This window comes from Stenotrophomonas sp. 71799_Sma (genome assembly GCF_056482505.1).
This window is the reverse complement of sequence record NZ_CM151202.1, coordinates 3,129,429-3,156,161: the sequence shown is the minus strand read 5'-3', so window position 1 is coordinate 3,156,161 and position 26,733 is coordinate 3,129,429. Positions and strand designations below refer to the sequence as shown.

General features: G+C 65.8%; 18 protein-coding genes. 11 read left to right on the top strand and 7 right to left on the bottom strand.

Going from position 1 to position 26,733, the window contains the following annotated elements:
* Positions 1–608: 608 nt before the first annotated feature.
* The 6 genes from ACZK4Z_RS14725 (at position 609) to ACZK4Z_RS14700 (ending at position 6,696) form a co-directional block, all read left to right on the top strand.
* Entirely contained in the window at positions 609–1,196 is a 588-nt protein-coding gene (locus ACZK4Z_RS14725; RefSeq protein WP_019337359.1) for a glutathione peroxidase, read from the top strand.
* 96 nt (positions 1,197–1,292) lie between these two features.
* The gene (locus tag ACZK4Z_RS14720; protein ID WP_019337358.1) at positions 1,293–2,270 is read left to right on the top strand and encodes an FKBP-type peptidyl-prolyl cis-trans isomerase N-terminal domain-containing protein; all 978 of its coding nucleotides are present in this window, start codon (positions 1,293–1,295) and stop codon (positions 2,268–2,270) included.
* A gap of 23 nt (positions 2,271–2,293) precedes the next feature.
* Positions 2,294–3,643, top strand: a complete 1,350-nt coding sequence (locus ACZK4Z_RS14715) for a UDP-glucose dehydrogenase family protein (RefSeq protein WP_032127659.1) — start codon at positions 2,294–2,296, stop codon at positions 3,641–3,643.
* A complete protein-coding gene (locus ACZK4Z_RS14710; RefSeq protein WP_019660397.1) occupies positions 3,636–3,875 on the top strand; it encodes a SlyX family protein in 240 nt (79 codons plus the stop codon). The genes ACZK4Z_RS14715 and ACZK4Z_RS14710 overlap by 8 nt, the downstream gene beginning before the upstream one ends.
* Before the next feature lie 10 nt (positions 3,876–3,885).
* Positions 3,886–4,575 carry a DUF2058 domain-containing protein gene (locus tag ACZK4Z_RS14705; RefSeq protein WP_125892121.1) on the top strand — a complete coding sequence of 230 codons (690 nt, stop codon included), beginning with the start codon at positions 3,886–3,888 and terminating at the stop codon, positions 4,573–4,575.
* Positions 4,576–4,623: 48 nt separating this feature from the next.
* The gene (locus tag ACZK4Z_RS14700; RefSeq protein WP_125892119.1) at positions 4,624–6,696 is read left to right on the top strand and encodes an acyltransferase family protein; all 2,073 of its coding nucleotides are present in this window, start codon (positions 4,624–4,626) and stop codon (positions 6,694–6,696) included.
* 212 nt (positions 6,697–6,908) lie between these two features.
* On the opposite strand, the gene metH is transcribed toward ACZK4Z_RS14700, so the two are convergent.
* The 3 genes from metH to ACZK4Z_RS14685 are packed head-to-tail and all read right to left on the bottom strand — an operon-like array spanning position 6,909 to position 11,685.
* A complete protein-coding gene (metH, locus tag ACZK4Z_RS14695) occupies positions 6,909–9,593 on the bottom strand; it encodes a methionine synthase (RefSeq protein ID WP_125892117.1) in 2,685 nt (894 codons plus the stop codon).
* A 57-nt stretch (positions 9,594–9,650) separates the two neighbouring features.
* Complete coding sequence (locus ACZK4Z_RS14690) at positions 9,651–10,742, bottom strand: homocysteine S-methyltransferase family protein (RefSeq protein WP_125892115.1); 1,092 nt, start codon at positions 10,740–10,742, stop codon at positions 9,651–9,653.
* Between the two features lie 13 nt (positions 10,743–10,755).
* Positions 10,756–11,685, bottom strand: a complete 930-nt coding sequence (locus ACZK4Z_RS14685; protein ID WP_032127664.1) for an ArsR/SmtB family transcription factor — start codon at positions 11,683–11,685, stop codon at positions 10,756–10,758.
* Between the two features lie 153 nt (positions 11,686–11,838).
* Between ACZK4Z_RS14685 and ACZK4Z_RS14680 the strand changes: the two genes are divergently transcribed.
* Together ACZK4Z_RS14680 and ACZK4Z_RS14675 are read left to right on the top strand one after the other, a co-directional pair.
* The gene (locus ACZK4Z_RS14680; RefSeq protein ID WP_125892114.1) at positions 11,839–12,987 is read left to right on the top strand and encodes an acyl-CoA dehydrogenase family protein; all 1,149 of its coding nucleotides are present in this window, start codon (positions 11,839–11,841) and stop codon (positions 12,985–12,987) included.
* A gap of 155 nt (positions 12,988–13,142) precedes the next feature.
* On the top strand, positions 13,143–13,406 hold the full coding sequence (locus ACZK4Z_RS14675) for a hypothetical protein (protein ID WP_080355173.1): 264 nt from the start codon (positions 13,143–13,145) through the stop codon (positions 13,404–13,406).
* 140 nt (positions 13,407–13,546) lie between these two features.
* On the opposite strand, the gene ACZK4Z_RS14670 is transcribed toward ACZK4Z_RS14675, so the two are convergent.
* Genes ACZK4Z_RS14670 through ACZK4Z_RS14660 form a run of 3 tightly spaced genes read right to left on the bottom strand, consistent with a single transcriptional unit; the run spans position 13,547 to position 18,660 of the window.
* Positions 13,547–16,720 (bottom strand): multidrug efflux RND transporter permease subunit, encoded by a 3,174-nt coding sequence (locus tag ACZK4Z_RS14670; protein ID WP_125892112.1) that lies wholly within the window; start codon positions 16,718–16,720, stop codon positions 13,547–13,549.
* Positions 16,721–16,735: 15 nt separating this feature from the next.
* Positions 16,736–18,004: an efflux RND transporter periplasmic adaptor subunit gene (locus ACZK4Z_RS14665; RefSeq protein WP_032127668.1), complete on the bottom strand. Its 1,269-nt coding sequence runs from the start codon at positions 18,002–18,004 to the stop codon at positions 16,736–16,738.
* Positions 18,004–18,660 (bottom strand): TetR/AcrR family transcriptional regulator, encoded by a 657-nt coding sequence (locus ACZK4Z_RS14660; protein ID WP_032127669.1) that lies wholly within the window; start codon positions 18,658–18,660, stop codon positions 18,004–18,006. The genes ACZK4Z_RS14665 and ACZK4Z_RS14660 overlap by 1 nt, the downstream gene beginning before the upstream one ends.
* A 250-nt stretch (positions 18,661–18,910) precedes the next feature.
* Between ACZK4Z_RS14660 and ACZK4Z_RS14655 the strand changes: the two genes are divergently transcribed.
* From ACZK4Z_RS14655 to ACZK4Z_RS14645, 3 genes are all read left to right on the top strand, one after another.
* On the top strand, positions 18,911–23,887 hold the full coding sequence (locus ACZK4Z_RS14655) for an NAD-glutamate dehydrogenase (protein WP_125892110.1): 4,977 nt from the start codon (positions 18,911–18,913) through the stop codon (positions 23,885–23,887).
* A 382-nt stretch (positions 23,888–24,269) separates the two neighbouring features.
* Positions 24,270–25,043: an NAD kinase gene (locus ACZK4Z_RS14650; RefSeq protein ID WP_006376667.1), complete on the top strand. Its 774-nt coding sequence runs from the start codon at positions 24,270–24,272 to the stop codon at positions 25,041–25,043.
* A 47-nt stretch (positions 25,044–25,090) separates the two neighbouring features.
* The gene (locus tag ACZK4Z_RS14645) at positions 25,091–26,035 is read left to right on the top strand and encodes a 5'-nucleotidase (RefSeq protein WP_125892109.1); all 945 of its coding nucleotides are present in this window, start codon (positions 25,091–25,093) and stop codon (positions 26,033–26,035) included.
* Positions 26,036–26,170: 135 nt separating this feature from the next.
* Here ACZK4Z_RS14645 and ACZK4Z_RS14640 read toward each other — a convergent pair whose 3' ends face one another.
* Positions 26,171–26,722 (bottom strand): DUF2939 domain-containing protein, encoded by a 552-nt coding sequence (locus ACZK4Z_RS14640; RefSeq protein ID WP_125892106.1) that lies wholly within the window; start codon positions 26,720–26,722, stop codon positions 26,171–26,173.
* Positions 26,723–26,733: the final 11 nt, after the last annotated feature.

Here is a 26,733-nt window from a genome sequence, read left to right as displayed (position 1 = left end):
TCCGTGGGGTCAGCGGCTGGGCGAACGAGAAATACGGCATGGACAGCGCGCTGTGCAGCCGACGCGGGGGAGGGGGGAGGAGGAGGGGGCGTTCCCTGCGGGGGAGAGAGTCGCGTCCTGCGCACTTTCAGCAGCGGCGGAAACAGGGGCGGTGGGCGTGGCCCACCAGGCCAGCACGAGCAGGGTCGAAACAGCGACGGCCGCGGGTGCGGTGAAGTTGCGACGGATCCGGACGTTCATGGCTTCCCCCTGTCTCAGGTGACTGGTGTTGTATGCAACTATAACACCGGCACGCCTACGTGCAACCCCTTGCCGTCCCCAACTGATGGCAGGGGTGTTCAGATTGCTGAAACATCCCTTTAGTCGATTGATTTAAAAGGGAAATGAATCTTCTGCAAGGGGCTTTTCGGGGCGGCCTTCCATTCAGTGATGTCCATGCTATGTCATCACTGCGCCTTCGATGGCGCCCAGGCAGCACATTCGCCACGCCGCGCAAAGCCCGGGATGGACCTGTGCCATCAGGGGCTCCAGAGCCCGATGCTATAGTTCGGCCGATTCCCGGCCAGCACTGGCCGGGCCTTGTGAATGGCTACCGCGGACCGCCTCTGATGCCCCTGCCGACCGTTTCCCCGTGCCGCCTGCGCGGCCTGTCCCTGCTGGCCCTGATGGTGGCCGGCGCCGCCGGTTCCGCCAGTGCGCTGGCGGCCGACCTGCTCGATCTGGAATACCGGCCGTTGGCCAGCAAGCAGCAGGTGAATCTGCAGCAGCGCTATCACGGGCAGGTGCTGCTGGTGGTCAACACCGCCAGCAAGTGTGGCTACACGCCGCAGTACGAAGGGCTGGAGGCGCTGCAGAAGCGCTATGCAGGCCGCGGTTTTGCGGTGCTGGGCTTTCCTTCCAATGACTTCAAGGGCCAGGAACCGGGTGACGAGAAGCAGATCCAGGACTTCTGCACCCTGACCTACGGCGTCAAGTTCCCGATGTTCGAGAAGGTGCATGTGGTCGGCACGCAGGCCACGCCGCTGTACCAGCGGTTGACCGCAGCGACCGGCGTTGCGCCGGCCTGGAACTTCCACAAGTACCTCGTGGGCCGCGATGGCAAGGTCATTGCCCAGTTCGCCAGCAAGGTGACGCCGGACGATCCGCAGCTGACCGCGGCCATCGACAAGGCGCTGGCGGCAGCCGCCACGCATTGATATCCAGCACGCATGCCTCGACATCGACGGCATGCGTGCGACAATGTTTCTTTTCGCGCCGACGTCGGCGCCCAGACACTTCCAGGAATGCAGCGAATGAAGATGGGAATGCGCGGCGCCGCGGCGTCGGTTCTGATTCTGGCGATGGGCACTTCGGGTGTCGCTCTGTCGCAACAACCGGCTGCCCCCGCAGCCGCCAAGGAGACCGCAACCTTGAATTCCCCCAAGCAGAAGCTCGGCTACGCCATCGGCCTTGATGTCGCCAAGTCGTTCACCCCGATCGCCGATGAGATCGATGTGGCCGCCCTGCGCACCGCCGTTGAGCGTTCGTTCGAGGGCCTGCAGCCGCAGATCACCCAGGAACAGGCCAAGGCCACCGATGCCGCCCTGCGCCAGGTCGTGATGGCCCGCAGCGGCCAGCAGGTGCCGGGCGTGGCACCGGGCTCGCAGCCGCCGAAGGTCGACCGTGTCAAGGTGTCGCAGATGATCGGCTCCTACTCGGTAGGTCCGTCGCTGGCGCAGCTGAAGGACGATATCGATGTCGCCTCGTTGTTTGACGCAATCAGCACCGGCCTGACCAAGGGCCAGCCGAAGATGACGGAAGCTGACGCGACCGCCACCATCCAGGCCTTCATGGGTGCCAAGCAGGCTGAAATGCAGGCCAAGGCCGCCCAGGCTGCGCAGACCAACCGCACGGAAGGCAACGCATTCCTGGCCAAGAACAAGACCCAGCCGGGCGTGGTGACCACCTCGTCGGGCCTGCAGTACCAGGTGATCCGCCCGGGTAGCGGCGAGCGCCCGCTGCCGAGCAGCAAGGTGCGCGTGAACTACGAAGGCAAGCTGCTCAACGGCACCGTGTTCGACAGTTCCTACGGCCGCCAGCCGGCCGAGTTCGGTCTGGACCAGGTGATCAAGGGCTGGACCGAAGGCGTCGCGCTGATGCCGGTCGGTTCGAAGTACCGCTTCTGGATCCCGGGCGAACTCGCCTACGGTGAGAACGGCACCCCGGGCGGCCCGATCGGCCCGAACGCGACTCTGACGTTCGACGTCGAGCTGCTGGGCGTTCTGCCGTAAGTCATTCAGGAGCGAATACGGATATGCGCGTTGCGATTTTTGGTACCGGCTACGTTGGACTGGTGACCGGTACCTGCCTGGCCGATGTTGGTCATCAGGTGGTCTGTGTCGATATCGACCAGGCCAAGGTGGATGGCCTCAACCAGGGCATCATCCCGATCTATGAACCCGGCCTGGAGCCGATGGTGAAGGCCAATCATGCCGCAGCGCGGCTGGCGTTCACCACGGATGCCGCGGCCGCCATCGATCACGGCCAGGTGGTGTTCATCGCCGTTGGTACGCCGCCGGACGAGGATGGCAGTGCCGATCTTCAATACGTGCTTGCCGTAGCCCGGACCATTGGCCGGCACATGAGTGTGCCGACCGTGGTGGTGAACAAGTCGACGGTGCCGGTCGGCACCGCCGACAAGGTGCGTGCCGCCATTGCCGAAGAGCTGGCCGCGCGTGGCGCGGACATCGCCTTCGACGTGGTGTCCAACCCGGAATTCCTGAAGGAAGGCGATGCGGTTGCGGACTGCATGCGCCCGGACCGCATCATCATCGGTGCGGCGAACGAAGAGTCGGTGGCGGTGATGCGTCGCCTGTACGCGCCGTTCAACCGCAACCACGACCGCGTGGTGGAAATGGACGTGCGTTCGGCCGAACTGACCAAGTACGCCGCCAATGCGATGCTGGCGACCAAGATTTCGTTCATGAATGAAATCGCCAACATCGCTGAACGCGTCGGTGCCGATGTCGAGCAGGTCCGCCAGGGCATTGGTTCGGATCCACGCATCGGCTGGCACTTCATCTATCCGGGTGCCGGTTACGGCGGCTCGTGCTTCCCCAAGGACGTGCAGGCATTGGCCCGTACCGCCCAGCAGTATGGCCTTGAGCCGAAGCTGCTCAATGCGGTTGAAGCGGTCAATGATGCGCAGAAGGGCCATCTGTTTGCCCTCATCCAGCGTCATTACGACAAGGGCGAGGACGAGGGCGTGCGTGGAAAGACCTTCGCCGTATGGGGTCTGGCCTTCAAGCCGAACACCGACGACATGCGTGAGGCCTCCAGCCGTCGACTGCTGGCGCAGCTGTGGGAAGGCGGTGCGACGGTGCGTGCCTACGATCCGGAGGCGATGCACGAGTCGCAGCGCATCTTCGGCGAACGCGATGACCTGGTGTTCTGCAACAGTGCCGATGAAGCGCTGCAGGGTGCCGACGCGCTGGTGGTGGTCACCGAGTGGAAGCAGTTCCGCAGCCCCGACTTCCAGAAGCTGCGCGAGCAGCTGAAGGATGCGGCGGTGTTCGACGGCCGCAACCTGTATGAGCCGGGCGAAGTGGAAGCCGCAGGTCTTGCGTACTACGGCATTGGCCGGGGGCGCTCGCTGCATGTCTGATCTGCCCACTGAACGCGAGCAGGCGCTGGAAGCGCGCCTGGTCGAGCTGGAAATGCGCGTGTCCTTCCAGGAACAGGCGCTGGCCGAGCTGAGCGACGCGCTGGCTGATGCCCGCATGCAGGGCATGCGCAACGCCGATGTGCTGCGCGTGCTGCTGGAAGACCTGGGCAAGGTCCGCAACGCACTGAATTCTTCCGATCCGGCGAGCGAACCGCCGCCGCCGCACTACTGATCCGAATCCTATGAGCGATACCCTCCGCGACCAGCTGATGGGCCTGGGCTTCAAGCCCGCGCCCAAGCTCGAGCGCAAGAATGATGGCCCCCGCCGTGATGGCCGCCCGCAGGGCAAGGGTGGCAACGGCAACGGCAATGGAAAGCCGCAGGGCGCAGGCAAGGGCGAGCACAAGCCCGGTGAGCGTCGTGGGCAGGGCCATGGCGCGGGCAAGCCCGGCGGGCATGCGCGCGGTGGCCAGGGCCAGCAGGGCCCGCGCAAGCCGCGCAGCACCAAAGAGATGGACTTGGCCAAGGCCTATGCCATCCGGGCGCAGCGGGAGAAGGAAGAGCGCATCGAGACCGAGCGCCTGAAGCAGGAAGAAGCACGCGTGCGCCGCGAGGCGAAGGCCAAGCTGGAAGAACTGCTGAAGGACAAGAGCCTCAACGCCGAGGCAGCGGACATCGCCCGCCACTTCCCGTATGGCGGCAAGATCAAGCGCATCTATGTGACTGCCGAACAGCTGACCGCGCTCAATGCCGGTGAGCTGGGTGTGGTCCAGCTCAATGGCCGCTACCTGCTGGTAACGGCCGACGTGCTGGCACAGTCCGAGGCGGTGTTCGCCGCCTCGGTGGCGCTGAAGGTCGATCCGAATGCGCCGGCCGAGGAAGATCCGTATGCGGATCCGCAGTACCAGGTGCCGGACGACCTGGTCTGGTAAAGGCGCAACCACCGCGGACGGCACTGCCTCCGCGGTTGGGGGAGAAGGATGACCGCTGATCCAAGCCGCGGCTACGTGCCGCACATTGACGGCCTGCGCGCGATTGCCGTGCTGGCCGTCATCGTGTTCCACCTGGACCCGGCCTGGTTGCCGGGCGGGTTCACCGGCGTAGACGTGTTCTTCGTCATTTCCGGGTTCGTGGTCAGCGCATCGGTGCACCGGCTGCCGTCGTTGTCGCTGTGGCAGTCGATGCTGCGCTTCTATTCGCGCCGCATCCGCCGCATCGCACCTGCGCTGATCAGCTGCCTGCTGTTGACCGCTGTCGGCAGCGTGCTGTTCATTCCCGAGTCCTGGCTCAGCGAGGCCAGTGACAAGACCGGGCTGATGGCATTCTTCGGCTTCAGCAACTGGGTGCTGGCGCTGATCGGCAACGATTATTTCGCGCCCAAGGCCGAATTCAATCCCTATACCCATACCTGGTCGCTGGGCGTGGAGGAACAGTTCTACCTGTTGTTCCCGCTGCTGTTCCTGGCCTGGGCGCGCGGCGCGCGCGGGCGCTGGATCAGCCTTGGCCTGTTTGCCGTGGTCAGTGCGGCGTCGCTGCTGCATGCGGCGGTGCTGGGCCTGCGCGAGGCGCCGCCATCGTGGGCGTTCTACGCCACCACTACGCGGCTGTGGCAACTGGGCGTTGGCGTACTGCTGTTCCAGTTGCTGCATGTTCGCCAGCCAGTGGATGCGGTGACGACGACTGCACTGAAGCGCGCTGCGCCCGTGTTCTCGCTGCTCGCGATGGTGGCGCTGGCCTTGCTGTGCTGGGCATTGTGGACCGCACGGGCCGGACGTTCGCCGTGGCCTGATGGCCTGCTGCCGACCTTTGCTGCGGCAGGCCTGCTGTGGGCGCTGCATCATCATCCCCGGTCCTGGGTGGCACGCCTGTTGGCCAGCAGGCCGATGCGCTCCATCGGCCTGCTGTCGTACTCGCTGTATCTGTGGCACTGGCCGGTATTCGTGCTGATGCGCTGGACCGTGGGCCTGCAGACACCCCTGCAGATGAGCGCTGCGCTGGCGCTGGTGCTGCTGCTGTCGTGGTTGTCGTGGCGCTGGGTGGAGCAACCGTTCCGGGGCCCCTTGGCGCAGCGTCTGCGCCCGGGTCGCTGGGTGCTGGCAGGTTCGGCTGTGCTGCTGGTCGCGGCCGGCACCCAGACGCTGCTGTACCTGCAGGCACCGCGGATATCACTGAGCACGGTCAGTCGGCATCCCGGCGACTGGTATCCCAACGGCAAGAGCGTGGCAGGCGACTATCCCGACTGCAGCCTGGTGACCACCAAGCGACGCTTCGAAGGTGGCAGCATGCGGACCTATGCGCGTGGTGACTGCGATCGGCCGGTGCCTGCCGGTGCGCCGAAGCAGGTGTTCGTTGCTGGCGATTCGCATGCAATGGCCTACATCGAGCTGCTGCAGCGGCTGGCGCTTGAGAGTGGCTCGGAGGTGATTCTCTACGGTCGTGGTGGATGCCCGCAGGTGAGCCTGCAGAAGTGGCGCGGCGCGGGTGCCGGTTGCAGTGATTTCGACGCAGCGATGCTCGCCGATATCACGCAGCGTGCGCAGCCAGGTGATGCCGTGGTGCTGGTGTCGCTGCGGATACCGCGCTTGTCCGATCAGTTCGTATTGTTCGATGCGCAGGCGCAGCTGGCGGGCGAGCTGACCCCGGAAGCCACTGCAGGACGCGAGGCCGAAGTGGCCGAGGCGATCACCCAGTGGAAACCGTTGGCCGAGCGCGGTGTGCGAATTGTGCTGGAGGCGCCCAAACCGGTGCTGCCGGCGCCGCCGTATCGCTGCTCTGACCGCTTCAATTCACGCAACGAGGTCTGCCGCAACGGCCTGGACAGCACGCGTGAGGCGATGGAAACGCTGCGTGCGCCGATGCTGGGCAGCCTGCAGCAGGTGGTCGATGGCCTGCCAGGGGGTGTGCTGTGGGATCCGATGCCGGTGCTGTGTGATGACGTGCTGTGCCCGGCGCAGCGCGATGGCCGGCCGTTGTTCTTCGATGGCGATCACCTCAGCGCGCATGGCAACCGTGTGCTGCTGCCGTCGCTGCAGCAGGTACTGCTGCAGCAGTAGGGCCGCGCCGGCGTCAGGCCTTGAAGCGGCTCCGGCGTGCGCGGATCAGTGGCAGGCTCGGTGCGAAGAAGCACAGCAGTGCGCCGACCAGGGCAAACGACACCGGACGAGAAACCGTCAAATCCCAGCGCAATGATGAAGCGAAAAGGGGACGGAGGGGATTAAGTCGTTTTGGGCACAAACGACTTAATCCCCTCCGTCCCCTTTTTGTGTCATTCGGGGTCGTAGTCGAGGTTGGAGGCCAGCCAGCGCTCGGCCTGGGCGCGGTCCACGCCCTTGCGGCGGGCGTAGTCGCTGACCTGCTCGCGGCTGAGGCGGCCGACCACGAAGTACTGGCTCTGCGGATGGCTGAAGTAGTAGCCCGAAACGGCCGCCGTAGGCAGCATCGCGAAGCTCTCGGTCAGTTCCATGCTGGCGTTGGCTTCGGCCTGCAGCAGGTCGAACAGGCGTCGCTTTTCGCTGTGCTCCGGGCAGGCGGGGTAGCCCGGTGCCGGGCGGATGCCGCTGTACTGCTCGTCGATCAGGGCCTCGTTGTCCAGTGTCTCGGCATGGTCGTAGCCCCAGAAATCGATGCGCACGCGCTGGTGCAGGCGCTCGGCCAGCGCTTCGGCGAAGCGATCGGCGAGGGCCTTCAGCAGGATCGCGTTGTAGTCATCGTGGTCGGCTTCGAAGCGCGCTACGTGCGCGTCGATGCCGATGCCGGCAGTGACGGCGAAGGCGCCGATCCAATCCTGCTTGCCGCTGTCGGCCGGGGCGATGAAATCGGCCAGGCAGAAATCCGGGCGCTCGGCCGGCTTGTCCACCTGCTGGCGCAGGAAGTGCAGGGTGGTCTCGCCCTGCGGGTGCTGCACGCGCACGTCGTCGCCGATGCTGTTGGCCGGCCACAGGCCGAACACGGCCTTGGCGGTCAGCCATTTCTCATTGACGATGCGCTCAAGCATCGCGCGGGCGTCCCTGTACAGATCGCTGGCCTGGGTGCCGACGATCTCGTCGGTGAGGATGGCCGGGAACTTGCCGGCCAGCTCCCAGGCCTGGAAGAACGGCGTCCAGTCGATGTAGTCGACCAGTTCGGCCAGCGGGTAGTCGTCAAATACGTGCAGGCCGGGCTGGTTCGGTGCCGGCGGCGTGTAGGTGTCCCAGCCGCCCTGGAATTTCTGCCCACGCGCGTGTTCCAGCGAAACCAGGCGCTTGGCATCGCCACGGTTGCGATGGCGCGCGCGGATCTCGGCATAGTCGGCCTCGTTGGCGGCTACGAAGGCCTCGCGCAGGTCACGCGAGATCAGCGACTGGGCCACGCCGACCGCGCGCGAGGCGTCCTTCACCCACACCGTGGGCGCCTTGTAATGTGGGTCGATCTTCAGCGCGGTGTGCGCGCGCGAGGTGGTCGCTCCACCGATCAGCAGCGGCAGGTCGAAGCCCTGGCGCTGCATCTCCCGGGCCACGTGGCTCATCTCTTCCAGTGATGGAGTGATCAGGCCGGACAGGCCGATCAGGTCGGCGTTGTGCTCGCGCGCGGCATCGAGGATCTTCTGCGCCGGCACCATCACGCCAAGGTCGACCACCTCGAAGTTGTTGCAGGCCAGGACTACGCCGACGATGTTCTTGCCGATGTCATGCACATCACCCTTCACCGTGGCCATGATGATCTTGCCGTTGCTCTTGGCGGTGTCGCCACTGCGCGCCTTCTCGGCCTCGATGTAGGGCAGCAGGTAGGCCACGGCCTTCTTCATCACGCGCGCGGATTTCACCACCTGCGGCAGGAACATCTTGCCGGCGCCGAACAGGTCGCCGACCACGTTCATGCCATCCATCAACGGACCTTCGATCACGTCCAGCGGGCGGCTGGACGCCTGCCGGGCCAGTTCGGTGTCTTCTTCCACGAAGGCATCCAGGCCGTGCACCAGCGCGTGCGCCAGGCGCTGCGCCACCGGCTTCTCGCGCCAGGCGAGGTCTTCGGTCTTCGCCGCGCCCTTCTTGCCCTTGTAGCGCTCGGCGATTTCCAGCAGGCGCTCGGTGGCATCGCTGCGGCGGTTGAGGATCACATCCTCCACGCGCTCGCGCAGTTCCGGTTCCAGTTCGTCGTAGATCGGCATGGCGCCGGCGTTGACGATGCCCATGTCCATGCCGGCGGCAATGGCGTGGTACAGGAACACCGAGTGGATGGCCTGGCGCACCGTTTCGTTGCCGCGGAACGAGAACGAGACGTTGGAAACACCGCCGGACACATGGCAGTGCGGCAGCGTCTGCTTGATGATGCGGGTGGCTTCGATGAAGTCCACCGCATAGTTGTCGTGCTCTTCGATGCCGGTGGCGACGGCGAAGATGTTCGGGTCGAAGATGATGTCCTGCGGTGGGAAGCCGATCTCGTCGACCAGGATGCGGTAGGCGCGGGTGCAGATCTCGACCTTGCGTGCGCAGGTGTCAGCCTGGCCGCTTTCGTCGAATGCCATCACCACCGCGGCAGCACCGTAGCGCAGCACCTTGCGCGCGTGTTCGCGGAACAGCGCCTCGCCTTCCTTCAGCGAGATCGAATTGACCACGCTCTTGCCCTGCAGGCACTTCAGGCCGGCCTCGATCACGCTCCACTTGGAGGAGTCGACCATCACCGGAATACGGGCGATGTCCGGCTCGGACATGATCAGGTTGAGGTAGCGGGTCATCGCCGCTTCCGAATCGATCAGGCCCTCGTCCATGTTGACGTCGAGGATCTGCGCACCGCTGGCCACCTGCTGGCGGGCCACGTCCACCGCTTCTTCGTAGCGGCCTTCCTTGACCAGCTTGCGGAACTGCGCGCTGCCGGTGACGTTGGTGCGTTCGCCGACGTTGATGAACAGCAGGTCCGGAGTGATGACCAGAGGTTCCAGGCCGGACAGGCGGGTAGGGCGGACAGGCGTCATGGCAGGCGTCAGCTCAACAGCAATAGGGCGGGAAGTGCGGAACGGTGGCGGCGACATTCATGCGGCCTGCTCCTGGACACCGGGCAGGGCGCGCGGCGGCAGCCCGGCCACGGCCTCGGCGATTGCGCGGATGTGGTCAGGGGTGGAGCCACAGCAGCCACCGACCAGGTTCAACAGGCCATCCTCGGCGAAACCGCGCAGGGTGCTGGCCATGTCCTCGGGCGTCTCGTCGTACTCGCCGAAGGCATTGGGCAGGCCTGCGTTGGGGTGCGCGCTGACGTAGCAGTCGGCGACCTGCGAAAGGGTTTCCACGTGCGGGCGCATCGCATCGGCACCCAGTGCGCAGTTCAGGCCGATCGACAATGGGCGCGCATGCGCGAGCGACGCGTGGAAGGCCTCGGCGGTCTGCCCGGACAGCGTGCGTCCCGAGGCATCAGTGATGGTGCCGGAGATCATCACGGGCAACCTTGCGCCGCGTGCATCGAAGGCCTCCTCCAGTGCATACAGCGCGGCCTTGGCATTGAGCGTGTCGAAGATGGTCTCGACCATGATGGTGTCGGCGCCGCCGTCGATCAGGCCGTCAATGGCTTCGCGGTACGTGTCGCGAAGCTCGTCGAAGCTGGTGTTGCGAAAGCCCGGATCGTTGACATCGGGACTGATCGAGGCGGTGCGGCTGGTCGGGCCGATCACCCCGATCACGAAGCGTGGCTTGCCTGGTGTGGTTGCGGCTACTGTATCGCAGCAGGTGCGTGCCACCGCTGCGCCAGCCTTGTTCAATTCGTACACCAGGTGTTCGAGGTGGTAGTCGGCCTGGCTGACCGACGTGGCGTTGAACGTGTTGGTCTCGACCAGATCCGCGCCCGCTTCGAGGTAGGCGGTATGGATGTCGGCGACGATCTGCGGCCGGGTCAGCAGCAGCAGATCGTTGTTACCCTTCAGGTCATGCCCTTCCTGCGCGGCGTGGTCGCAAGCGGGGCCATGCACATGATCGTAGCCACCGGCGAAGCGCTCGCCGCGGTAGTCGTCTTCCTGCAGGCCATGGCGCTGGATCATGGTGCCCATCGCGCCGTCGATGATCAGGATCCGCTCGCGCAGGGCGTCGAGCAGGGCGTTGGCACGATCAGGATGCAACCAGGGCAGGGCAGGCATGGCGATCTCGGGCTCAGGGCTTGTTGGCGATCAGTGAAATCACTTCGAAGTGCGGCGGACGCTTTTCGCGGGTGACCGTCTCCAGGCTGGATACCTGCAGGCCGGCCTTGTCGACGAACCTGCGCAGCTCCTTGTCGCTGAAGCCGAGGTTGACGTGGCCGTAGGCCTCGACCGCCGCCTTGTGCTCGTGGCGGGCCAGGCTGCACAGCAGCAGGCGGCCGCCGGAGCGCAGCACGCGTGCGGCTTCGGTCACCGCCTGCGCCGGTTTGCTGGCGTAGGTCAGCGCATGCATCAGCACCACCAGGTCGAAGCTGCCGTCCTTGAACGGCAGCGCATGCATGTCGCCCTCGCGCACTTCCACATTGGGCAGGCGGCGCAGGCGCTCGCTGGCGGCGGCAACCACGCGCGCGCTGGTATCGATGCAGATGTAGCGCTTGGCATGCGGGGCGACGAGTTCGGCCAGCACGCCGTCACCGGAGGCGATGTCCAGCACGTCGCCGGTCTCCAGCAGCGGCAACGCGGTACGCGCGAGGGCTTCCCAGGTGCGGCCGGGAGAATAGTGGCGCTCCATGTCGCCGGCCACGCTGTCGGCCCAGTTCTGGTCGGAGGCACGGTGGGCCAGCACGGCGGCGACACGTTCAGCGTCCTGCCGCAGCAACGGGTCGTCGCTTCCATTGCTCAAGGCATGCCACAATGCACGCTGCGCCGGGTCCAGCTGGGCCTCGTCGAAGCGGTAATAGGCCGACACGCCCGCACGGCGGTCGCGGACCAGGCCGGCTTCCTTCAGGCGCGCCAGGTGGGTGGACACCCGCGGCTGTGCCAGCCGGGTGATCGCCGACAGTTCGGCCACGGTCAGTTCCTCCTGCTCCAGCAGCGCCAGCAGGCGCACGCGGGTGGCATCGGCGAACACCTTGAGGCGGGTCGACCAGTCTTCCAGATCCATAAATATCTACCTATCGCGATATAGAGATATATTCGCTGAGAACGCCTGCCGCGGTCAAGTCGCTGGCGTACGGAAACTGGCGGGCCCCGGTACAATCGAGGCACCTGGGCGCGCGGTGCGCGGCCCATAACTTCATGTACCCGGGAGGGTGTTGTGGATTTCAGCTTTACTGAAGAGCAGTTGATGCTGCAGGACGTGGCGCGGCGCATCGCGCAGGAAAAGATCGCCCCCAGCGCGGAGCACCATGACCGCACCGGCGAGTTCCCGCTGGACAACATCCGCCTGCTGGGCGAAAACGGCCTGATGGGCATCGAAGTGCCGACCGAATACGGTGGCGCGGGCATGGACCCGGTGGCGTACGTGTTGGCGATGGTGGAGGTCGCCGCCGCCGACGCAGCCCATTCGACCATCATGTCGGTCAACAACTCGCTGTTCTGCAACGGCATTCTCACCCACGGCACCGAGGAACAGAAGCAGAAGTATGTGCGTGCCATCGCCGAAGGCGAGGCCATCGGCGCGTTCGCGCTGACCGAGCCGCAGTCCGGTTCGGACGCCACGGCCATGCGCTGCCGCGCGGTGAAGCAGGCCGACGGCACCTTCGTCATCAACGGCAAGAAGAGCTGGATCACCTCCGGCCCGGTGGCCAAGTACATCGTGCTGTTCGCGATGAGCGAGCCGGACAAGGGCGCGCGCGGCATCACCGCCTTCCTCATCGATACCGACAAGGCGGGCTTCGGTCGCGGCAAGACCGAACCGAAGCTGGGCATCCGTGCCTCGGCCACCTGCGAGATCGAGTTCAACGATTACGTGGCGCAGGCCGAAGACGTGCTGGGCCAGGAAGGCGAGGGCTTCAAGATCGCCATGAGCGTGCTCGATGCTGGCCGCATCGGTATCGCCTCGCAGGCCATCGGCATCGCCCGTGCCGCCTATGAAGCGACCCTGGCGTACGTGAAGGAGCGCAAGGCGTTCGGCGCGGCCATTGGTACCTTCCAGATGACCCAGGCCAAGATCGCCGACATGAAGTGCAAGCTGGACGCAGCGCTGCTGCTGACCCTGCGCGCGGCGTGGGTGAAGGGCCAGGGCAAGCGCTTCAGCACCGAAGCGGCGGTGGCCAAGCTGACGGCCTCGGAAGCGGCGATGTGGATCACCCATCAGGCCGTGCAGATTCATGGTGGCATGGGATATTCGAAGGAAATGCCGCTGGAGCGCTACTTCCGTGATGCCAAGATCACCGAGATCTACGAGGGCACCTCGGAAATCCAGCGCCTGGTGATCGCCCGCAACGAGACCGGGCTGCGCTGAGTTCGACCGGCCGCGCCGCTGCAACGGCGGCGCGGCCAGTAGATCCACGCCATGCGTGGATACACGGTCTTCTTGGCCGAGCGATACCCGATCTGGTCCAATGCAAGCCGGTTTTTACGCGGTCTGCAAAGATGATCTATCGAGGTTGGGGATTCATGACGCTGGTGACGCCGATTGCAGCCATCCTGCTGCTGGCGTACTTCTTTCCGCATGAAGGCTCCAGAGGCAACACGCCGCTGCCCCAGGTTCTGTTGGGTGCAGGCATCGGCGCAGCGGTGAACGTATTGCTGGGTCTGTGGCTCAACCGTGCGCCCCGGCAGAAGGGTATGGCTGCACCCCATCATTTCTTCTTTGTGCCGATGCAATGGGCTGCGTTGGCTCTCGTGGTAGTGTGCGTGGTGGTTGCGCTGCTGCGCTGAGACGCCGGCTTGGCATGCGCCAACCTTGGTTGGCATGGATCCAGCGGCGCCAACCAAGGTTGGCGACTACCGGCTTCATGGCACGAATGAAAAAGGCCCCGGATCGCTCCGGGGCCTTTTCATTTCAGCCCACCATCGGATCAACGATCCGGGCGGTGTGCGGTTTCCGCGTCGCGCTGGCGCTCCATGAATTCCTTGGAGGACTCATCCAGCTTGTCACCCAGCATGCGGCGCACGACCACGAAGAACACCGGGATCATCAGCAGGCCGAGCAGGGTGGCGAACAGCATGCCGCCGATCACGCCGGTACCGATGGCGTGGCGGGAATTGGCGCCGGCGCCGGTGGAGATCGCCATCGGGATCACGCCCATGATGAACGCGAACGAGGTCATCAGGATCGGTCGGAAACGCAGGCGTGCCGCCTCGATGGTGGCATCGCGCAGGGTCTTGCCTGCTGCGCGCTGCTCCACCGCGAACTCGACGATCAGGATCGCGTTCTTCGCGGCCAGGCCGATCACGGTGATCAGGCCGATCTTGAAGAACAGATCGTTCGGCAGGCCACGCAGCATCGACAGGCCGAGGGCGCCAAGCACGCCCAGCGGCACCACCAGCAGCACCGCCACCGGGATCGACCAGCTTTCATACAACGCGGCCAGGCACAGGAACACCACCACGATCGACAGCACCAGCAGCAGCGTCGCCGCGTTGCCGGCCAGGATTTCCTGGTAGGACATGCCCGACCAGTCGTAGCCGAAGCCGGCCGGCAGGTCGTCGTTGACGATGCCTTCCATGGTCTGCATCGCCTCACCCGAGCTGGTGCCCGGGGCCTGCGAGCCGACGATGTTGATCGCCGAGTAGCCGTTGTAGCGGCTCAGCGACGGCGGTGCCGACACCCATTCGGACTTGACCACCGTATCGAGCGGGATCATCGCGTTGGTGCCGTCGGCATTCGTGGTCAGGCTGGACGGGCTGTAGAAGCTCTTCAGCGACTCCTGGCCGGTGCGGTACGGACCATCGGCCTGCATTGTCACGCGCTTGATGCGGCCTTCGTAGAAGAAGTCGTTCACGTACACCGGGGCCAGCATCAGCTGGATGGTGCTGTACACGTCCGACACCGACATGCCCATCGACTGCGCCTGCACGCGGTCGACATGCAGCTGCAGCTGCGGGGCGTTTTCCAGGCCGTTCGGGCGTACGCCCACCAGATGGTCGGGCTTCTGCGCAGCCTGGCCAAGCAGGATGTTGCGCGCCTGGGTCAGCTGCTCGTAGCCGGCACCGCTGCGGTCCTGCAGCCACATGTCGAAGCCGCCGAACTGGCCGAGGCCCTGCACGGTGGGCAGGTTGACCACGAAGATCTGCGCTTCCTTGATGCCGTAGAACGCGCCGTTCATGTTCTGGATGAACTCGGGCGCGGTGAACTTGCGTTCCTCCCATGGCTTCAGGCGGATGAAGCCCATGCCCACGTTCTCGCCGGAACCGACGAAGCTGAAACCGGCCACCTGCAGCATGCCTTCATAGCCATCCTGCTTTTCCAGGATGCCACGCATCTGCGCGAACACTTCGTTGGTCTGGCCCTTGGTCGAGCCCGGCGGCAACTGCACGATCGCCAGCGCATAGCCCTGGTCTTCTTCCGGCAGGAAGCTGCCCGGCATGCGGGTGAACAGGAAGCCGCACAGTGCGGTCAGCACCACGAACAGGATCATCCAGCGCGGTGCATGGCGCACCGCCGAAGTGATGTGCCCCACATAGGTATGGCTGATCTTGTCGTAGTACTTGTTGAAGGTGCGGTAGATGATGTTCGGGTTGTCGTTGTGCGTCGGCTTGAGGAAGGTCGCGCACAGCGCCGGGGTGAAGCCCAGAGCCAGGAACGCCGAGAACGCCATCGAGATGGCGATGGTCAGCGCGAACTGCTTGTAGATCTCACCGGCGGCGCCGCCCTGCAGGGCGGACGGGATGAACACCGCGGCCAGTACGACGGTGATCGCCACCACCGCGCCAGTGATCTGGGTCATCGCCTTCTGCGTGGCCGGCTTCGGCGCCAGGCCTTCCTCGGTCATGATGCGTTCGACGTTCTCGATCACCACGATCGCGTCATCGACCACGATGCCGATCGCCAGCACCATCGCGAACAGGGTCAGCTGGTTGATCGTGAAGCCGATCATCCACATGCCCAGGAAGGTGCCGAGCAGGGCCACCGGGATGACCAGGGTCGGGATCAGGGTGGCGCGGAAGTTCTGCAGGAAGATCAGCATCACCAGGAACACCAGGAACACTGCTTCAAACAGTGTCTTGACCACTTCCTGGATGGAGATCTTGACGAAGGTGGTGCTGTCGTACGGCGAGAACCAGGTCACCCCGGACGGGAAGCTGGGCTGCAGCTCGTCCATCTTGGCGCGCACCGCATCGGCCACGTTCAGGGCGTTGGCGCCCGGCAGCAGCTGGATGGCGAAGGCACCGGTCGGCTTGCCGTTGTACTGGGTGTCGAAACCGTAGTTGTTGGCACCGAAGGCAACGCGGGCGATGTCCTTCATCAGCACCCGCGAACCGTCCGGATTTGCCCGCAGGATGATGTTCTCGAACTCCTGCGGCGAGCTGAAGCGGCCCTCGGCCGAGACCGTGGCGGTGAAGTGCTGGCCTTCCGGAGACGGGTCCGAACCCAGCGCACCGGCGGCGAACTGCACGTTCTGCGCGCGCACCGCCGCCAGCACCTGGCTGGCCGACAGGCCATAACCCTGCATCTTCTCCGGGTTGAGCCAGATGTTCATGGCGTACTCGGAACCGAACTGCTGGGTGCTGCCGACGCCGGGAATACGCGAGACCTGGTCGAGCACGCGCGAGCCGACGATGTCGTTCAGGGCGTCACGGTTGATGGCCGGCGTATCGGACTGCAGCGCGATCACCATCAGGAAGCCGGCGTTGGCCTTGGCCACCACCACGCCCTGCTGGGTCACTTCCGAAGGCAGGCGTGGCGTGGCCAGCGAGACCTTGTTCTGCACCTGCACCTGGGCGATGTCTGGATCGGTACCGGTCTCGAAGGTCAGGGTGATCTGCGCGCGGCCGTTGGAGGCCGACGAGGAGCTGAAGTACAGCAGGTGATCGATACCGGTCAGCTGCTGCTCGATCACCTGGGTGACCGATTTCTCGGTGGTGTCCGCACTGGCACCCGGGTAGGTCGCCGAGACGGTGACCTGCGGCGGGGCGATGTTGGGATAGGACTCCACGCCCAGGTTGAGGATCGCGATCACGCCGCTGAGCGAGATCAGGATCGCAACCACCCAGGCGAAGACTGGATGTTCGATGAAAAATTTAGGCATGACGGAAGGTTCCCGTTACTGCTTGTTCGAATCGTTGGCGGCCGGCTTGGCCGCATCGGCCTGCTCGGGCTTGGCCGCGTCGGCCGGTGCCTTGCCTGCGGCCGGTGCTGCGCCCGCCGGAGCGGCGCCGCCTGCGGCAGGCTTGCCGTTGGCGTCCTGCCCCGGGGTCCACGGCTTGGCCACCGCCGGTGCACCTTCCTTGACCTTCTGCACGCCGGCCACGATCACCTTGTCACCGGCGGCCAGGCCGTCGCTGACCAGCCAGTTGCCGTTCTGCGCGCCATCGGTCTTCACGTTCTTGCGCACGACCTTGCCGTCGGCACCGACCACCATCACGTAGCCGCCGGTGGTGTCGCGCAGCAGCGCCTGCTGCGGCACCAGGTAGGCGTTGTTGCGCTCGCCGAGGTTGGCCTGGAAGCTGACGAAGGCGCCGGGCAGCAGGATCTGCTGCGGGTTCGGCAGCAGCGCGCGCAGCGACACCGCGCCGGTGGCCGGGTCGACCGTGGTCGAAGAGAAGTCCAGCGTGCCCGGTTCGCTGTAGGTGCTGCCGTCGGCCAGCTTGACGTTGACCGTAGCCTTGCCGTCACCAGACAGCGCCAGCGCACCCTTGGCCTGCTGCGCGCGCAGCTGGGTCAACTCGTCCACGCTCAGCGAGAAGTTGACGTACAGCGGGTCGAGCTGGTCGACGGTGGTCAGCAGGGTCACATCGCCCTGGCCGACCAGTGCGCCTTCGGTGACCTGCTGCTTGTTGGCCACACCGCTGATCGGCGCGGTCACTTCGGTATAGCCCAGGCTGATGCGCGAAGAGGTCACCGCCGCTTCGGCCTGCTTGACCGCGGCCAGCGCGGTGCGCTCGGCCGATTCGGCGTTGTCCAGGTCGGATTTGGAGACGAACTGCTGCGGCGCCAGCGAACGCGCGCGGTCCGCGGCCACCTTGGCATTGGCGTAGGTGGCGCGGGCCGAGGCCAGCTGGGCCTCGGAGGCATTGAGCGAAGCACGCAGCGGCGCCGGGTCGATCAGGAACAGGGGCTGGCCCTGCTTGACCTGCGAGCCTTCCTGGTAGACGCGCTTGAGCAGCACGCCCGGCACGCGCGCGCGGACGTCGGCGCTGCGGAACGGCGACAGGCGGCCGACCAGCTCACGCTGCAGCGGCAGGGTCTGCGGCTTGGCGTCGATCACGCCCACCTCCGGCGGCGGGGGCGTCTGCTGTTCCGGCTTCTTGCAGGCAGCCAGCGCGACAGCAACGGCGCACGTCAGGGCAAGGGTGCGGAGTGGGGCGGTCATCAGGAGGAACTCCGGGGTTGGTTTGAAGACGGGGCCGCCGACGGCTGAGGCGCGAACGCGCGCAGGAAGCTGTCGACGGAGAACTCTGCCCAGCGCCGACGCAGCTGCGCGTCATCACGATGGGGGGTATGGAAACGCTGTTTGTCGAAATCCTGACCGGCGATCATGCTCAGCAGCAGTTCGGCCATGAAGTGCGGGTCGTCATGCCGGAGCTGGCCACGCATGCAAACGGTTTCAATCCATTCAGCAAGATGAAGCGTCAGCGCGCCGGCGCCATGCCGGTACAGCGTACGCGCCTCTTCGGGAAACTGGGCCGCGTCGGCGGCGATCAGCCGACAGGCCTGCCCTACGTGCGGTTGGTTGAAATGCTCCAGGAAGTCGGTGGCGAACTGGAGCAGGCTGGCACGCAGGTCGTCAGTGCGGAGTGCACGAACCATGGCTCCGGTAGCGTGGCCGACATGGCGCTGCATCACCCGGCGCAGCAGTTCCTGCTTGTTGCCGTAGCGCGAGTACAGGGTCTGCTTGGAGCAGCCGGCATGCTGGGCCACCGCGTCCATGCTCATCTGCATGCCCTGCTGGGCCAACAGCTCGCGCACGGCATCGAACACGCGCTCATCGCGTGCGTCGAGGGCAACGGGGAGGTAGGCCGGGTTCACGCGGTGGACTATACCGTCCAGTTCAGGATTGTGGAATCGAATCGGCGTCGCCGCGTGAGTCTTCCGGTAACACGCTTTGCCGATCCTGTCGGCAGTGCTGAAGCGGGCGCCAGCACCATACCGGTGCGAACTGAATAGGCGTCTAAACCGCAGCAAACCCGAATCTGGTTATTCCGTCCTGCAGCAAGGCCTTTTCGTGCGGTAGGGCTACAATTTCATTTTCCCAACTGAGCAAGCGCATCGCTCTGCCATGAAACCGCAAAAAACCGCAGCCAAGACCGTGAAAAACAAGACCAAACCAGCAGAGTCGGAGGTCGCAGTGACCGCTGGTTTCTCCCTGGAGCCGGTGTACACGGCATTGCGCAAGCGTTACCCCGCGGCCGCACAGGCCGAAGCGGTGGCCTTCGCCACTGACTTCTACAAGCGCATGGAGTCGGACGAGTTCCCGCACCACAGCGCTGAAGAGTGGGCCGCTCTCGCGGCTGAGACGCTGGAATTCGCCCGTGCCCGCAAGGCCGGCAAGGCCAACGTCCGCGTGTTCAATCCGAACGCGAAGGCCAACGGTTGGGAATCACCGCACACCGTGCTGCAGATCGTCAACGACGACATGCCATTCCTGGTCGACACCGTCACCATGTCGCTGGCCGAACAGGGCGTGGGTGTTCACGTGCTGGGCCACCCGGTGCTGCGCTTCACCCGCGACAAGGCCGGCAAGCTGGTCAAGGTCGGCGAGGGTGATGCCGAGTCGGTGATGCTGCTGGAGATCGACCGCCAGCCGGCCGAAGCCATGGCGGCCATCGAGCAGGCCATCAGCAAGGCGCTGGACGAAGTGCGTGCGATCGTGCGCGACTGGCAGCCGATGAAGGACAAGGCACTGGCGCTGGCCGACGACCTGGGCAGCCGCCAGCTGCCGGTCGACGACGCGTCGCGCAAGGAAGCACAGGAATTCCTGCGCTGGGCCGCCGACAACCACTTCACCTTCTTCGGCTACCGCGAGTACCGCGTCGAGAAGCAGGGCAAGGAAGAGGTGCTGGCGCCGCTGAACGACACCGGCCTGGGCCTGATGCGCGGCAAGGACAAGTCCGCCGCCCGTCCGGTCAAGACCCTGGCCGCGCAGGGCCTGAACACCACGTCCGGGCTGAAGGACGCGCTGATCCTGACCAAGACCAATGCCCGTTCGCGCGTGCACCGCGCCGGCTACATGGACTACATCGGCGTGCTGGAATTCGACGCCAAGGGCAAGATCATCGGCGAGCAGCGCTTCCTTGGCCTGTTCACCTCCAGCGCCTACAACCGTCGCCCGTGGGAAATCCCGCTGGTGCGCCAGCGCCACGAGCACGTGATGAAGCAGTCGGGCCTGGCCTCGGCCAGCCACAGCGGCAAGGCCCTGCGCCACATCCTGGAAACCCTGCCGCGCGAAGAACTGTTCCAGTCCAGCGAGGACGAACTGTTCCGCACTGCCATGGGCGTGCTGGGCCTGCAGGAGCGCGTGCGCAGCCGCCTGTTCCTGCGCCGTGACAAGTACAGCCGTTTCATCTCCGCGCTTGTCTACCTGCCGCGTGAGCGCTTCAACACCGACGTGCGCCTGCGCATCGAAGCGATGCTGAAGGACGCGCTGCACGGCGAGTACGTGGACAGCTCGGTGGTGCTGGGCGAATCGCCGCTGGCCCAGGTGCACCTGATCGTGCGCCCGAAGCCGGGCGAAATGCTGGACGTCGATACCGCCGAACTGGAGCAGAAGCTGGCCCAGGTGCTGCGCAACTGGCAGGACGACCTGCGCGAAGCGCTGGTGACCCGCCACGGCGAAACCGAAGGCCTGCGCATCGCTGCCCGCATTGGCAAGGCACTGCCGGCCGGCTACATCGAAGACAACAGCACCGCCGTTGCCGCCAACGATGTCAGCCAGCTCGATGCCCTGACCGGCCCGGACGACCTGCGCCTGAGCCTGCAGGCCGTGCCGCGCGAAAGCGGCGATGGCCTGCGCCTGAAGCTGTATCGCCAGCTGGACGACATTCCGCTGTCGGACGCGCTGCCGATGATGGAAAACATGGGCCTGCGCGTGATCGCCGAGCGCCCGTACCGCCTGTCGGTCGACAACGCGCCGGTGTACGTGCAGGACTTCGAGGTCGAGTCGACCGCAGGCGCGATCGATGCCGCCAGCGTCGATGAAGCCTTCGGCGAGACCTTCGCCCGCGTCTGGCACGGCGATGCCGAGAACGACGGCTTCAACCGCCTGGTGCTGGCTGCCGGCCTGCACTGGCGCCAGGTCGCCATGCTGCGTGGCTACTGCAAGTACCTGCTGCAGACCGGCGTGCCGTTCTCGCAGGCCTACGTGGAAGGCACCTTCGCGCGCTACCCGCTGCTGGCCCGCCTGCTGGTCGAGCTGTTCGAAGCCCGCTTCGATCCGGCTACCGGCCATGAGAGCAAGGACGATATCGCCGCCGGCCAGGCCCAGCTGAAGGCCCACTTCGATGTGCTGGCTGCTGGCGACGACGCCACCCTGAAGGTGCTCAAGACCGTGGTCGACGCCCGCAAGGGTGACCGCGACGCGCAGATGCAGGCCGCGCGCGATGCGCTGCTGAAGCTGATGGACCGCGTGTCCAGCCTGGACGAGGACCGCATCCTGCGCTCGTTCATGGGCGTGATCGACGCGACCCTGCGTACCAGCTACTACCAGACCGATGCCAACGGCCAGCACGGCCATGTCATCAGCTTCAAGTTCGATTCGGCGCTGGTGCCGGACCTGCCGAAGCCGCGCCCGTACCGCGAAATCTTCGTCTACGGCCCGCGCGTGGAAGGTACCCACCTGCGCTTCGGCGCGGTCGCCCGTGGTGGCCTGCGCTGGTCGGACCGTCGCGAAGACTTCCGTACCGAAGTGCTGGGCCTGGTCAAGGCGCAGATGGTCAAGAACACCGTCATCGTGCCGGTTGGCGCGAAGGGCGGCTTCTTCGCCAAGACCCCGCCGGTGAACGGCGACCGCGACGCGATCTTCGCCAACGGCGTGGCCTGCTACAAGCTGTTCATCCAGGGCCTGCTGGACATCACCGACAACATCGTCAACAACAAGATCGTGCCGCCGGTGGATGTGGTGCGTCACGACATGGACGATCCGTACCTGGTGGTGGCTGCCGACAAGGGCACCGCGACCTTCTCCGACATTGCCAACGGCCTGGCCATCGCGCACGGCTTCTGGATGGGCGATGCGTTTGCTTCCGGTGGTTCGGTGGGTTACGACCACAAGGGCATGGGCATCACCGCACGCGGTGCGTGGGAGTCGGTCAAGCGCCACTTCCGTGCGCTGGGCCGTGACAGCCAGAGCCAGGACTTCACCGCAGTCGGCGTCGGCGACATGTCCGGCGACGTGTTCGGCAACGGCATGCTGCTGTCGCGCCACATCCGCCTGGTCGCTGCGTTCGATCATCGCCACATCTTCCTGGACCCGAACCCGGATGCAGCCACCACGTTCGTCGAACGTGAGCGCCTGTTCACCGTGCCGCGTTCGAGCTGGGCGGACTACGATGCCAAGCTGATCAGCAAGGGCGGCGGCGTGTACCCGCGCAGCCTGAAGTCGATCGAGATCACCCCGCAGGTGCGTGAAGTGCTGGGCCTGGACGAGAACGTCAAGGCGCTGTCGCCGAACGACCTGATGAGCGCGATCCTGAAGGCACCGGTCGACCTGCTGTGGAACGGCGGCATCGGTACCTACGTCAAGGCCGCCAGCGAGCAGCACAGCGATGTCGGCGACCGCGCCAACAACGCGCTGCGCGTGAACGGTGGCGAGCTGCGCTGCAAGGTGGTGGGCGAGGGCGGCAACCTGGGCATGACCCAGCTGGGCCGCATCGAAGCTGCCCAGGCCGGCGTGCTGCTCAACACCGACTTCATCGACAACTCGGCCGGTGTCGACACCTCCGACCATGAAGTCAACATCAAGATCCTGCTCAACGATGTGGTGCGGGCCAAGAAGCTGACCGTCGAGCAGCGCAACAAGCTGCTGGCCTCGATGACCGATGAAGTCGCCGAGCTGGTGCTCAACGACAACTACCGCCAGAACCAGGCGCTGAGCCTGATGGAGCGGATGGCGGTCAAGCGCCTGGGTTCCAAGCAGCACTTCATCCGTACCCTGGAACAGCAGGGCCTGCTTGATCGCCAGATCGAGTTCCTGCCGTCCGATGCCGAGCTGTCGCAGCGCAAGGCACGCGGCCAGGGCCTGACCCGTCCGGAGCTGTCGGTGCTGCTGTCCTACTCCAAGCTGGTGGCGTTCGCCCAGCTGCTGGATTCGGACATTCCGGAAGATCCGTACCTGTCCAAGGAGCTGCAGCGCTACTTCCCGACCCCGCTGCAGAAGAAGTACGCCGACGCAATGGAGCGTCACCGCCTGAAGCGCGAAATCATCGCCACGGCCGTGACCAACCAGACCATCAACCGCATGGGCGCCACCTTCCTGATGCGCATGCAGGAAGACACCGGCCGTTCCATCGCCGAGGTCGCCAAGGCCTACACCATCAGCCGTGAAACGCTGGATGCGCGCGCGCTGTGGGCACAGATCGATGCCCTCGACGGCAAGGTGCCGGAGTCGGTGCAGATCGATGCACTGGAAGTGATCTGGAAGCTGCAGCGCTCGTTCGTGCGCTGGCTGCTGTCGCGCCCGGGCGCGATGCCGGGCATCACCGAAGCGGTCAACCGCTACCAGGGTCCGTTCAACGACATCCGCGTTGCTTCGGGTGTGCTGCCGGATTCGCAGCGTCCGACCTACGAAGCCCTGGTGGCCGAGTGGAAGGAAAAGGGCCTGCCGTCCGCGCTGGCGCAGCAGCTGGCCGAACTGCACTTCCTGGAGCCGGCGTTCGACATCATCGAACTGGCCCGCACCCGCAAGCTGAAGCCGGTGGACGTGTCCAAGGTTCACTTCCGCCTGGGCGACGCCCTGCAGCTGCCGTGGCTGTTCGAGCAGGTCGACGCGCTGGAGGTCAATGGCCGTTGGCACGCCGTGGCACGTGGCGTGCTGCGTGACGAGCTGGCCGCCAACCACCGCAACCTGGCGGGCCAGGTGCTGGGCACCAAGGGCAGCAGTGCTGAAGCGAAGGTGGCGGCCTGGATGGGTCGCGACGACAACAGCCTGCGCTTCACCCTGGCGATGCTGGCCGAACTGGCCGAGCAGAAGACCTTGGACTACCCGACCGTCTCGGTCGCCGTCCAGCGCCTGGGCCAGCTGGCCGCGCATGGTGCGTAAGCGCATTCGCGCTGACGCCCCACGGTTTGCTCTGCAAACCGTGGGCCCCATGCCAACCATGCTCCCAGACCCCCGCGCCGTTGGCGCGCCCCCCTGACTCAGGGGGGCTCCTGATCTGCAGCAGTTGGAGGAACGGCCCCGCGAAAGCGGGGCCGTTCTGTTTCTGCCTGTTTTTCTGCGATCACTGACCCGACGCCGGCCGTCGACCTGTCAGGTGGATGACCGGCATATCCGCCGGGACCGTGAGCGCCATGGATGGCGCGATCGAGCCCCCAGGGACGGGTTTACGGCGTGTCCCGGCGGATATGCCGGTCATCCGCCCCGCGCGGTCCACCCCCCGGCGCTCGGTTATGCTCTTCACCAGTCCCCCCCGGATCCACCGATGAGCGACACCCCCCGCATCGCTTTCCTGGCCAGCACCACCGAGCCCGCGCAGATGGCCCGCGCGGCCATGGTCTCGCGTTATGGTGACCACGCGCCGGAGCAGGCCGACGTTCTGTGCCCACTGGGCGGCGACGGCTTCATGCTGCAGACCCTGCATCGGCACGGGCACCTGGGCAAGCCGGTATTCGGCATGAAACTGGGCACCGTCGGCTTCCTGATGAACCAGTATCGTGGCGACGACGACGTGCAGGCCCGCATTGCCCGTGCCGAACCGGCCAACCTGCGCCCGCTGGAAATGGTGGCGCTGACCGAGTCGGGCACCAGTACCGGTTCGCTGGCCTACAACGATGTGTCGCTGCTGCGCCAGACCCGGCAGGCGGCGCATATCGGCATCGACCTCAACGGCCAGGAACGTGTGGCCGAACTGATCGGAGACGGCGTGCTGGTGGCCACCCCGGCAGGCAGTACCGCCTACAACTATTCCGCGCACGGACCGGTGCTGCCGCTGGGCTCGCATACCATCGCGCTGACGCCGCTGGCCCCTTACCGGCCGCGACGCTGGCGCGGGGCGATCCTCAAGGCCGACACCGAGGTGCGTTTCCGCGTGCTGGATCCCTACAAGCGCCCGGTCAGCGTTACAGCGGATTCGCACGAGACCCGCGACGTGGTCGAGGTGACCATCCGCGAGTCGAAGGACCGCCGCGTGACCCTGCTGTTCGACCCGGAGCACAACCTGGAAGACCGGATCCTGAGCGAACAGTTCGTTTTTTGACGACAATAGGCGGCCGGCCCCGCCGACCGCTTGAAGGACCCCCACCGATGGGCGACAACTCCCCCCGTTTGCTGACCGTCGCGGTGACCTCGCGCGCCCTGTTCGACCTCGAGGAAAGCCATGCGCTGTTCGAGAGCGATGGCGTGGCGGCCTATGCCGAATTCCAGCGCCAGCACGAGGACGATATCCTCGGGCCCGGCGTGGCCTTCCCGGTGGTGCGCAAGTTGCTGGCGCTGAATCAGGGCGCCAGCTCGGAGAACCCGCGGGTCGAGGTGATCCTGCTGTCGCGCAATTCGGCCGATACCGGCCTGCGCATCTTCAATTCGATCCAGCACTACGGCCTGGGCATCATCCGCGCAACGTTCACCGCCGGCGAGCCGACCTGGCCGTACGTGAAGCCATTCGGCACCGACCTGTTCCTGTCGGCCAACCCCGAATCGGTGCGCAGCGCGCTGCGCCATGGCATCGCGGCGGCGACCATCCTGCCCAAGCCGCCGGGCGAGACCGCCGCTGCGGCGGCCGACCAGATCGATACCGGTCGCCCGGCCGGCCAGCTGCGCATCGCCTTTGACGGTGACGCCGTGATCTTCGGCGACGAGAGTGAGCGCATTTCGCGCGAGCAGGGCGTGGAAGCCTTTGGCCGCCACGAACGCGAGCGCGCCCGAGAGCCGCTCAGCGGCGGGCCGTTCCGTGGCTTCCTGTCGGCGCTGCACACGCTGCAGGAAGTGTTCCCGGCCGGAGACAGTGCACCGATCCGCACCGCACTGGTGACCGCGCGTTCGGCACCTGCGCACGAACGGGTGATCCGCACCCTGCGTGAGTGGGGTGTGCGCCTGGACGAAGCGCTGTTCCTCGGTGGCCGCCACAAGGGCCCGTTCCTGCAGGCGTTCGGCGCCGACATCTTCTTCGATGATTCGCAGCACAACATCGACAGCGCCCGAGAGCATGTAGCCGCCGGCCACGTGCCGCATGGCGTTGCCAACGAGGGGTGAAACCATGCCGGGTGGGTGCCAACCGTTGGTTGGCACTGCCATGCATCCATGCCCACCAAGGTGGGCACCTACCAGAGCGCTGTACCCCGGTAGTCGCCAACCTTGGTTGGCATTGCCGTCAGGCCACGGGTCCCGTCAAGGGCTGCCGGACATCCCCAGCTGCAGGTCCACCACCTTCCAGCGCAGGCCCTGCGGTTCCAGCACCACCTTCAAGGGGGGCTGGCCGGGGCCGCGATCGACGTCGATCACGAAGCGGTCCAGCGCTTCGAAATGATGTTCGGCATGCTTCAGCGGCCGCGCGGGTTCGGTCGGGCCGAAGGCATCGCCGCCCTGCAGTTCATTGCGGCCACGCTTCCACAGCACGTGGCCCTGCAGCATCGCGCCGATCCCGGTCGGGGTCACCATGGTGTCCACCGCGGCACCACCAAGCTGGTCGCCCAGCCCGTACAGCAGGGCACCGAACGGGCTGGACGCCACATCCGGGCCGGCCTGGCGTACCAGGTAGTCGTTGAGCTGGGCGCGCAGGCTGCTGCGCACGCGTGGGAAATCGACGTAACGCTCCAGGCGCGCGGTGTCGCGCTGTTCGATGGCCTTGGACAGGCCATTGACGGTCATGTACGGGCCGCCGAACCACCAGGCGGCCAAGGCCAGGACCAACAGCCCAACGAGTGCGGTGAGTTTCTTCATGCCGCCCAGAC